The sequence below is a fragment of the Vibrio sp. YT-16 genome (genome assembly GCF_033337405.1).
Classification (GTDB): Bacteria; Pseudomonadota; Gammaproteobacteria; order Enterobacterales; family Vibrionaceae; genus Vibrio; species Vibrio alginolyticus.
The window spans coordinates 42,684-51,592 of the sequence record NZ_JAWOQQ010000023.1 but is presented as its reverse complement, the minus strand read 5'-3'; the positions used below and the strand labels follow the sequence as shown (position 1 = coordinate 51,592).

Below are 8,909 nucleotides of genomic sequence, written 5' to 3'. Positions count from 1 at the left end.
GTCTACGTTTCGCGATCCGTGAAGGTGGCCGTACAGTAGGTGCTGGTGTTGTTGCTAAGATCTTCGACTAATTCATAACGAATTAAACGAAATCTTGCACTGTTCTTCTTTTTGAAGAAAGCGCATCGAAAAGGGAAGCTTAGGCTTCCCTTTTTCATTTCTAGATTACATTTAGTTATAAGTGTTGAAATAAAAGACGTCACTTTTTCGATTTAAAAACAGAGTTTTACCGGCTTTTTTTCTTAACGCTTTTACTCACCCCTCTTAACCCTTTGATCTTTTCCTGCAGCGGTAAAATCGTTATAACCAAATATTCTGAGCGGACACCATAATGCGACTGGTAACAAGAACTATTCTTGTTTATATTGTTTGTCACAGATTAGTTTTATAGGTTTTTTGAGTATGTACGTTTGTCTTTGCCATGGTGTCTCCGACAAAAAAATTAGGAAGTTGGCGATAGATGAAGGCGTAACAGATATTAAAGGAATCAAAAAGTGCACGGCATTGGGCAGCCAATGTGGTAAGTGCATCAGACAGGCCAAGGAAATTTTAGCGGAAACTAGTTACACGGAATTTAAACAAGCCAGCTAATTGCTGTAAGTATGCAGTAATTATTTGCCTTACATTTTGACACCTTCTCATTTGCTTCTACATTTAAATGAAGCCAAAGAGGAGGGTTTTGTCATGAAAGGCGATCCAATCATCATTCAACATCTCAATAAAGTGCTCGGTAACGAGCTCGTCGCTATTAATCAGTATTTTCTTCACGCCCGAATGTATAAAGACTGGGGCTTAAAGCACCTAGCAGACAAGGAATATCACGAATCTATCGATGAGATGAAGCATGCCGATCATCTAATTGAGCGTATTTTGTTCCTTGAAGGCCTACCGAACCTACAAGATTTAGGTAAGTTGATGATTGGTGAAGATACCAAGGAAATGCTCGAGTGTGATTTAAAGCTTGAAATGGCGGCTATTCCAGATTTAAAAGATGCGATTGCCTACGCTGAAGACATTCGAGATTATGTGTCTCGAGATCTCTTCCAAGATATTCTTGAAGATGAAGAAGAACATGTTGATTGGCTAGAGACGCAACTTGGCTTGATTGAAATGTCTGGTATTGAGAATTATCTCCAAGCGCAATACGTGGACGAAGAGTAACGATACTTTCTGAGTTTGCATACTCCAATAATAGTAAGAAGAAAGAGCACCTGACTCGAAAATCAGGTGCTTAACCCCGTTATCTGGTCTAATCTCTTTTATTATCGGCTTTTTAAGGATATTGCTCGCAATCTTGCCTATGAAGTTTGATTTCTATCCGATAGAATTTATGCCCCCTTACCTAAAAATAAAAAAGAGAAACGTCCATGTCTGAAGACAACCACCAAGCAGCCACTCCAGAAGAAGAACATCGCCAAAAAGCATTGGATTACCATGCTTATCCAACTCCAGGAAAGATTGCTGTCGAACTGACAAAGCCTGCGGAAACGGCGGGTGATCTTGCCCTTGCTTACAGCCCTGGTGTTGCAGAGCCAGTGCGTGAAATCGCACAAAACCCGGATAACGTGTACAAGTACACTGCAAAAGGGAACATGGTTGCTGTTATTTCTAACGGTACCGCTATTCTAGGTCTAGGTAACCTAGGTCCACTTGCATCTAAGCCAGTGATGGAAGGTAAAGCGTTACTGTTTAAGCGTTTTGCAGGTCTTGACTCTATTGATATTGAAGTTAAGCACCGCACGATCGATGAATTTGTTGATACTGTTGCGAGCATTGCAGACACTTTTGGCGGTATCAACCTTGAAGATATTAAAGCACCAGACTGTTTTGAGATTGAAAAGCGTCTGATTGAACGTTGTGATGTACCAGTATTCCACGATGATCAACATGGTACTGCTATTGTAACGGCAGCGGGTATGCTGAATGCAATCGAACTTCAAGGTAAGAAACTTGAAGATTCAACAATTGTTTGTCTTGGCGCCGGCGCTGCCGCTGTAGCGTGTATGGAGCTTCTGATCAAATGCGGCGCAATGCGCGAAAAAATCTACATGCTAGATCGCAAAGGTGTGATTCACACTCGTCGTGATGATCTTAATGAATATAAGCAGCTATTTGCGAACAATACAGATAAGCGCACACTAGAAGACGTGATTGAAGGTGCAGATCTGTTCCTAGGTGTATCTGGTCCAAACCTATTGCCAGCGGAAGCGTTGAAGTTGATGGCAGATAAGCCAATCGTATTCGCATGTTCTAACCCGGATCCTGAAATCAAGCCGGAACTTGCTCACGCAGTTCGTGATGACTTGATCATGGGTACTGGCCGTAGTGATTATCCTAACCAAGTTAACAACGTATTGTGTTTCCCATTCATTTTCCGCGGTGCTCTTGATGTGCGTGCAAGTGAAATCAATGATGAAATGAAACTTGCAGCCGTTGAGGCGATTCGTGAGCTAGCAAAAGAGCCTGTACCTGAAGCCGTATTGAAGGCTGCAGGTGTTGATAAGCTAGAGTTTGGTGCGGACTATATTATTCCAAAACCAATGGATTCACGTTTGCTACCACGTGTTGCAAAAGCGGTTGCTCAGGCGGCGGTTAATTCAGGTGTAGCTCGTATCGAGATGCCTGAAAACTACATGGCAGAGTAATATATCTTTCAGATGTGATACACAAAAATGGGACGCTATTGCGTCCCATTTTTTATGTCATTCATTTGGCTCGAGGCAAGAGTTATTACCTGAAACCTCTTATCAGGCTTTTTTATTCTTCGTCGAATGACTCAAATTCGATGCCCATTTCCGTCATCAGCGCTTTTACTTCTGTTGGAATATCATCAGGACGGTCTTTACGAAGGTCTTCATCTGTCGGAAGTGGCTGACCTGTGTACGCGTGCAAAAATGCCTCGCATAGCAATTCACTATTGGTTGCATGGCGTAAGTTATTGATCTGACGGCGAGTACGCTCATCAGTTAGCACCTTTAAAACTTTTAGCGGGATAGAGACGGTAATTTTTTTTACTTGTTCGCTTTTTTTGCCGTGCTCTGCATATGGGCTAATGTATTCGCCATTCCAGTCAGCCATTGCACACCTTCATTTATGTAATCGGTTAAAAATAATTTAGGTGCTGATTTTAGCTGCATTTACCGCCATAAGCAAAGACATATAGACGTCTAGAAGTGTTGACGTCTCATTTTTTGACGAGTAAAGTGAACATAACAGCAAAGGAAGCGTGTTGATCACTTTATGTTACTCATTAGATATAGCGCATTCCTATTTAGAAGTCATTACCCGTGAAAGGATACACCCATGAGCACTCGCAAACCTGCGACCATTGCAGTACGCACTGGTATTGAATCAGACAGCCAATATCATGCTGTCGTTCCACCTATTTATCTTTCCACTAACTATGGTTTTCCTGCTTTTGGTGAAGTGCCCAAGTATGATTACACACGATCTGGTAATCCAAACCGCGGACTGTTGGAAAGTGCGCTATCTGAACTTGAGTCTGGAAAAGGAGCGGTTGTTACTAACTGCGGTACGTCGGCATTAAATTTATGGGTTTCCGCTTTTCTCGGCCCAGATGATCTCATTATTGCTCCTCACGATTGTTATGGTGGTACCTATCGTCTTTTTAATACCCGAGCTAACAAAGGCGATTTTAAGGTTCAGTTTGTCGATCAATCAGACGAACAGGCTTTAGATGCTGCATTGGCACAAAAACCAAAACTCATTTTGCTAGAAACTCCGTCAAACCCTCTGGTTCGCGTAGTGGATATTGCAGCTACTTGTGAAAAAGCGAAACAAATCGGCGCGTTAGTTGCGGTGGACAATACCTTTTTGACACCCGTGTACCAAAAACCTTTAGAGTTAGGTGCGGATTTTGTTATCCACTCCACAACAAAGTACATCAACGGTCATTCGGACGTAATTGGTGGGGTAATCATCACCAACACAGAAGCGCATGCAGAAGAGCTTGCATGGTGGGGTAATTGTATTGGTGCAACGGGCACACCTTTCGATAGTTACATGACACTGCGAGGTATTCGTACGCTTGCTGCTCGTATGAGAGTACATGAAGAGAGCTCACAGCAGGTACTGGCTTACCTACAGAAACAAGCGTTAGTTAAAACTATCTATCATCCAAGCCTGCCGGAACATCCAGGTCACGACATTGCTAAAAAGCAGCAAACGGGCTTTGGCTCTATGTTGAGTTTTGAGTTTGCTGGTTCGTTTGAGCAGTTAAAGGTGTTTGTGAAAGAGCTCCAACTGTTTTCATTAGCAGAGTCATTAGGTGGTGTAGAAAGTTTGATTTGCCACCCAGCATCCATGACGCACCGTGCAATGGGTGAGGAGGCGCTGGCGGAGGCTGGGGTCTCTCATCAACTATTGCGTTTGTCTGTCGGTTTGGAAGATGTACAAGACCTCATCACAGATTTAGAACAAGCGTTCGCTAAAGCTACCCAGTAATAGGAGACGATAACAATGACTGTACAACGTCAGCTGCATAAGTTTGGTGGCAGTAGCTTAGCAAACCCAGAATGCTACTTACGCGTTGTGGGTATTCTCAAGGAGTATTCGACAGAAAATGATCTGGTGGTCGTCTCTGCTGCAGGAAAAACCACTAACCGCTTGATTGAGTTTTTGGAAGGGTTAAATAAAGATGGCCGAATTGCGCATGAAGCGCTTCAAAGCTTAAGACAGTTTCAAACTGAGCTAATAGAAAGCTTGTTGGAGAGTGAAACAAAAGAAGAGCTGTTAGCTTTATTACATGATGAGTTCAGTACTCTCTCGGAGCTGACTGCACCACTCACTAATGCGCAAAAAGCCGCGGTACTGGGGCACGGAGAAGTATGGTCTGCTCGCCTATTGGCCGCGTTATTATCTCAACGTTCTATCCCTGCGGTTGCACAAGATGCACGAGCGTTTTTACGTGCAGAAGCGGGAACTCAACCAGAGGTTGATCGTGCTCGTTCATACCCTTTAATTAAAGAGATCCTCGCGCAGCATAACCATAAACGTGTGGTAATTACTGGCTTTATGGCTCAGAACGAGGCAGGAGAAACCATTCTACTTGGTCGTAACGGCTCTGACTATTCTGCAACGGTCATAGGCGCGCTTGCTGAAGTCAGTACTGTCACGATTTGGAGTGATGTTGCTGGTGTCTATAGTGCCGATCCACGTTTGGTGTCTGACGCTTGTTTATTACCGTTACTTCGATTGGATGAAGCCAGTGAACTTGCTCGCTTAGCTGCCCCAGTGCTACACAGTCGTACGCTTCAGCCTGTGGCGCAAAGTACCATGGACCTTAATCTCAAGTGTAGCTATCTGCCAGAGTCGGGTTCTACTCGTATTGAGCGTGTATTGGCATCTGGTCGTGGCGCTAAAATTATTACTTCACTGGATGATGTTTTATTGGTGCAGTTGTCTTTCATGCATGGGCACGACTTCGAAAAAACACAGAGTGATGTATTACAAGCGTTGCAGCGCGCGCAATTAGAGCCACTGGCATTTGAAGCTCAATCCGATCAGCATACGCTACGCTTGGCTTACACCGCAGAAATCGCCGGTGGTGCATTGAAACACTTGCAAGAGCTTGCGGTAGAGGCAGAAATTAAGCTAAAAGAAGGTTACTCGCTCTTAGCTGCGGTAGGTGCAGGCGTTACGAAAAACGCCAATCATTGCTTTGGCTTTTATCAGAAGCTAAAGCACTCTCCGGTAGAATTTATCTCTGAAACAGACTCAGGGCTGAGCCTAGTCGCTGTTTTGCGCCGTACTGATACCGAGGCGTTGGTTCAAACGATTCATAGCCAGTTGTTCCAAGCGCAAAAACGCGTGGCAGTGGCTTTATGTGGCAAGGGTAATATTGGTTCTAGTTGGTTAAATTTATTTGCGACGCAAAAAAGTGAGCTCGAAAAACGTCATGGTATGAGCTTTGATCTTGTCGCGGTTGTGGATAGCCAAACCTATTGGTTCGATGAGCAAGGTATTGAGGCGGCGAGTGTTGCTGAACGATTTGATGATGAAAGCATAGCCAACAATGGGGATTGGCTGGCACGTTTGGGAGCGCTTAAAAGCTATGATGAAGCCGTCGTGCTTGATGTTACCGCGAGTAAAGAGTTAGCTCAGCGCTACGTAGAAATCGCACAGCAAGGCATTCATTTGATTTCCGCTAACAAAGTGGCCGGTTCCGCAGATAGTCAGTACTACCATCAGGTTCAAGATGCATTCGCTAAAATTGGTCGTCATTGGCTATACAACGCAACGGTTGGTGCTGGGTTACCGATAAACCATACCGTGCGAGATCTTCGTGAAAGTGGGGATGAAATCGTTGCTCTATCGGGGATTTTCTCGGGGACGTTATCATGGCTGTTCCAACAGTTTGATGGTTCTGTGCCATTTAATGATTTAGTCGATCTTGCTTGGCAGCAAGGTTTAACCGAACCTGACCCTCGTTCTGATTTAGATGGCTCCGATGTAATGCGTAAGTTAGTCATCTTGGCTCGAGAATCGGGCCTAGATATTGAACCAGACAGCGTTAAAGTTGAGTCTTTGGTGCCAGAAGAATTAAGAGAACTGAGCTTAGATGATTTCTTCGATAATGGAGCGTTGTTGAGTGAAATACTTCAAGAGCGTCTGACAAAAGCACAGAGAAACGATCAAGTGCTTCGCTATGTGGCGCGTTTAGAAAAAAATGGTAAAGCAACGGTGGGAGTCGAAGCGTTATCTCGTGAGCACGCGCTCGCCAACTTATTGCCATGCGATAACATTTTTGCCATAGAGAGCAAGTGGTACAAAGATAACCCTCTGGTCATTCGAGGACCAGGCGCAGGCAGAGAAGTGACAGCCGGCGCTATTCAATCCGACCTCAACCGATTGGCTGGTTTATTTTAAAGTTGCGATTGACCTAAAAACCCTGGAATTAATCCAGGGTTTTTTATTCCCCTATCAGTGCCATACTGAAGTCATAACCCGTGCAAAATGGCGAGATGATGCTCAAGTAGAAACTTGAACTATCTTCATTATTAACTTGAGAAAAATTCATAATTACAAGGTTGACATTAAATCGTATTCAATACATTCTGTAGACATATAGACGTCTAAACGTCGATTTTAAGGATTTGTTTTCGTGGCGGAGTGCCGCAGGGAGAGTAAGATGGGATATACGCACGCAGGCCATATCGACGCCTTGAACCAGAATATTGCTGAGTTATCAGATAACATCAATGTATCGTTTGAGTTTTTTCCGCCAAGCAGCGCTAAGATGGAAGAAACACTTTGGAATTCAGTGCACCGTCTTAAAACGCTTCAACCTAAATTTGTTTCTGTGACTTACGGTGCGAACTCCGGCGAGCGTGACAGAACACACTCCATCATTAAAGAAATTAAAGCAACAACCGGATTGGTTGCCGCTCCCCATCTCACTTGTATTGATGCGACTCGTGAAGAGTTGATTAATATTGCCGATGATTATTGGAACAATGGTATTGAAAATATCGTCGCTCTGCGTGGTGATATTCCTCCAGGTGGCGGTGCGCCTGATATGTATGCCTCGGATTTGGTTGAGCTGCTGAAATCACGCCACGATTTCGATATCTCCGTTGCTGCATTCCCTGAGGTTCACCCTGAAGCTAAAAGCGCTCAGTCTGACTTATTGAACCTAAAACGTAAGGTAGATGCAGGTGCAAACCGTGCTATTACTCAGTTCTTTTTTGACGTTGAGTCTTACCTGCGATTCCGTGACCGTTGTGTCGCAGCAGGAATTGACGTAGAAATTGTGCCAGGAATTTTGCCTGTATCGAACTTTAAGCAAGCTTCTCGCTTTGCGGCACAGAACAATGTGAAAGTACCAGGATGGATGAGCAAACAATTCGATGGCTTGGATGATGATCCGGTGACTCGCCAGCTTGTAGGAGCTAGCCAAGCTATTGATATGGTGCGTGTACTGAGTCGTGAAGGGGTTAAGGATTTTCACTTCTACACACTAAACCGTGCAGAGATGACTTACGCGTTATGCCATACGTTGGGTGTTCGTCCTCGCGCAGTAGTCGGTGCGTAAACCTAGTTTCAAAAAGATAAAAGGCTTGCCAAGTGGCAAGCCTTTTTCGTTTTATCAAAGCAAAAGGAGTTTAACCAATCACTTCAAGTTCAGTTAGAACTTCTTCTGCCCAAGTGATCCAAGTTTCACGTAACAGTAGGTTACGGCGAAGCGTTAGACGTTCTAGGCGAGCTTGTTTATCTAAAGTTGACGGCGTTGCGTAGTAAGCCGCTTCAATTTCTTTGTAGTGAGAAACCAGTTTGCGAGACTCTTCAACTAGCTCGGCGAGTTGGTCACGGAATGGAGCCGCTGGTTGAACGGCACATGCCATCAATTTCGCTGAAAACTCATCACGAACTGTTGGGTGTGCAGTTGGTTGATCAAACCACTCTCCTAAAGCGCTGCGACCAGCGTCTGTAATGGAGTAAACCTTGCGGTCTGGTTTGCCTTCTTGGGGTTCTAATACGCAAGTAACCAGTTCTTTCTCAGCCATTTTGTTGAGTTCACGGTACACCTGTTGGTGGCTTGCTTTCCAGAAGTAACCGATGCTAGCAGAGAATTCTTTAGTGATATCGTAACCGGTTGCGTCGCGAGTGCTAAGAACAGTTAAGATTACGTGTGGTAATGACATGTCTTCAATCCAAATGGTCAATAAACTTGTAAACAAGCTACTTATACTTTCAGCTGCGCTCTTACTGGCACTTGAGTTTTTTAATGTATAAGTAGCACCAACAATGTTGGTCCTGTCACCTTAAAGCCGTTTATCACCTAGAGAGATGGGGAGTCCCATCAAGGCTGGAGCAGGTATGATTGGATTTATGAGCTCTCAGCAGGCAAGTAGTATATAAATAATAAGCATGAAGTGGAATAGTAGGAC

The 8,909-nt window shown here is 44.2% G+C and carries 8 protein-coding genes and 1 pseudogene; 7 read left to right on the top strand and 2 right to left on the bottom strand.

Features of this window, described 5'->3' with window-relative positions:
- From R7F07_RS23000 to R7F07_RS22985, 4 genes and pseudogenes are all read left to right on the top strand, one after another.
- Positions 1-71 (top strand): annotated as a pseudogene (locus R7F07_RS23000) (elongation factor Tu); the annotation flags it as partial.
- 331 nt (positions 72-402) lie between these two features.
- On the top strand, positions 403-591 hold the full coding sequence (locus R7F07_RS22995; RefSeq protein WP_005381360.1) for a (2Fe-2S)-binding protein: 189 nt from the start codon (positions 403-405) through the stop codon (positions 589-591).
- Between the two features lie 93 nt (positions 592-684).
- Positions 685-1,161: a bacterioferritin gene (bfr, locus tag R7F07_RS22990; RefSeq protein ID WP_005381359.1), complete on the top strand. Its 477-nt coding sequence runs from the start codon at positions 685-687 to the stop codon at positions 1,159-1,161.
- Positions 1,162-1,367: 206 nt separating this feature from the next.
- Entirely contained in the window at positions 1,368-2,645 is a 1,278-nt protein-coding gene (locus tag R7F07_RS22985; protein ID WP_005381358.1) for a malic enzyme-like NAD(P)-binding protein, read from the top strand.
- A gap of 112 nt (positions 2,646-2,757) precedes the next feature.
- Here R7F07_RS22985 and metJ read toward each other — a convergent pair whose 3' ends face one another.
- Entirely contained in the window at positions 2,758-3,078 is a 321-nt protein-coding gene (gene metJ, locus R7F07_RS22980; RefSeq protein WP_005381353.1) for a met regulon transcriptional regulator MetJ, read from the bottom strand.
- Positions 3,079-3,303: 225 nt separating this feature from the next.
- On the opposite strand from metJ, the gene R7F07_RS22975 reads away from it, so the two are divergent.
- From R7F07_RS22975 to metF, 3 genes are all read left to right on the top strand, one after another.
- Positions 3,304-4,464 (top strand): O-succinylhomoserine (thiol)-lyase, encoded by a 1,161-nt coding sequence (locus tag R7F07_RS22975; protein WP_171343380.1) that lies wholly within the window; start codon positions 3,304-3,306, stop codon positions 4,462-4,464.
- A gap of 15 nt (positions 4,465-4,479) precedes the next feature.
- On the top strand, positions 4,480-6,888 hold the full coding sequence (locus tag R7F07_RS22970; protein WP_171343379.1) for a bifunctional aspartate kinase/homoserine dehydrogenase II: 2,409 nt from the start codon (positions 4,480-4,482) through the stop codon (positions 6,886-6,888).
- Between the two features lie 262 nt (positions 6,889-7,150).
- On the top strand, positions 7,151-8,053 hold the full coding sequence (gene metF, locus R7F07_RS22965) for a methylenetetrahydrofolate reductase (RefSeq protein WP_005381345.1): 903 nt from the start codon (positions 7,151-7,153) through the stop codon (positions 8,051-8,053).
- 70 nt (positions 8,054-8,123) lie between these two features.
- On the opposite strand, the gene R7F07_RS22960 is transcribed toward metF, so the two are convergent.
- Positions 8,124-8,663 carry a PadR family transcriptional regulator gene (locus R7F07_RS22960; RefSeq protein WP_005382791.1) on the bottom strand — a complete coding sequence of 180 codons (540 nt, stop codon included), beginning with the start codon at positions 8,661-8,663 and terminating at the stop codon, positions 8,124-8,126.
- Positions 8,664-8,909: the final 246 nt, after the last annotated feature.

Coding starts and splice junctions, on each gene's coding strand:
- R7F07_RS22995 (WP_005381360.1), top strand. CDS start 403: ATGTACGTTTGTCTTTGCCATGGTGTCTCCGACAAAAAAATTAGGAAG.
- bfr (WP_005381359.1), top strand. CDS start 685: ATGAAAGGCGATCCAATCATCATTCAACATCTCAATAAAGTGCTCGGT.
- R7F07_RS22985 (WP_005381358.1), top strand. CDS start 1,368: ATGTCTGAAGACAACCACCAAGCAGCCACTCCAGAAGAAGAACATCGC.
- metJ (WP_005381353.1), bottom strand. CDS start 3,078: ATGGCTGACTGGAATGGCGAATACATTAGCCCATATGCAGAGCACGGC.
- R7F07_RS22975 (WP_171343380.1), top strand. CDS start 3,304: ATGAGCACTCGCAAACCTGCGACCATTGCAGTACGCACTGGTATTGAA.
- R7F07_RS22970 (WP_171343379.1), top strand. CDS start 4,480: ATGACTGTACAACGTCAGCTGCATAAGTTTGGTGGCAGTAGCTTAGCA.
- metF (WP_005381345.1), top strand. CDS start 7,151: ATGGGATATACGCACGCAGGCCATATCGACGCCTTGAACCAGAATATT.
- R7F07_RS22960 (WP_005382791.1), bottom strand. CDS start 8,663: ATGTCATTACCACACGTAATCTTAACTGTTCTTAGCACTCGCGACGCA.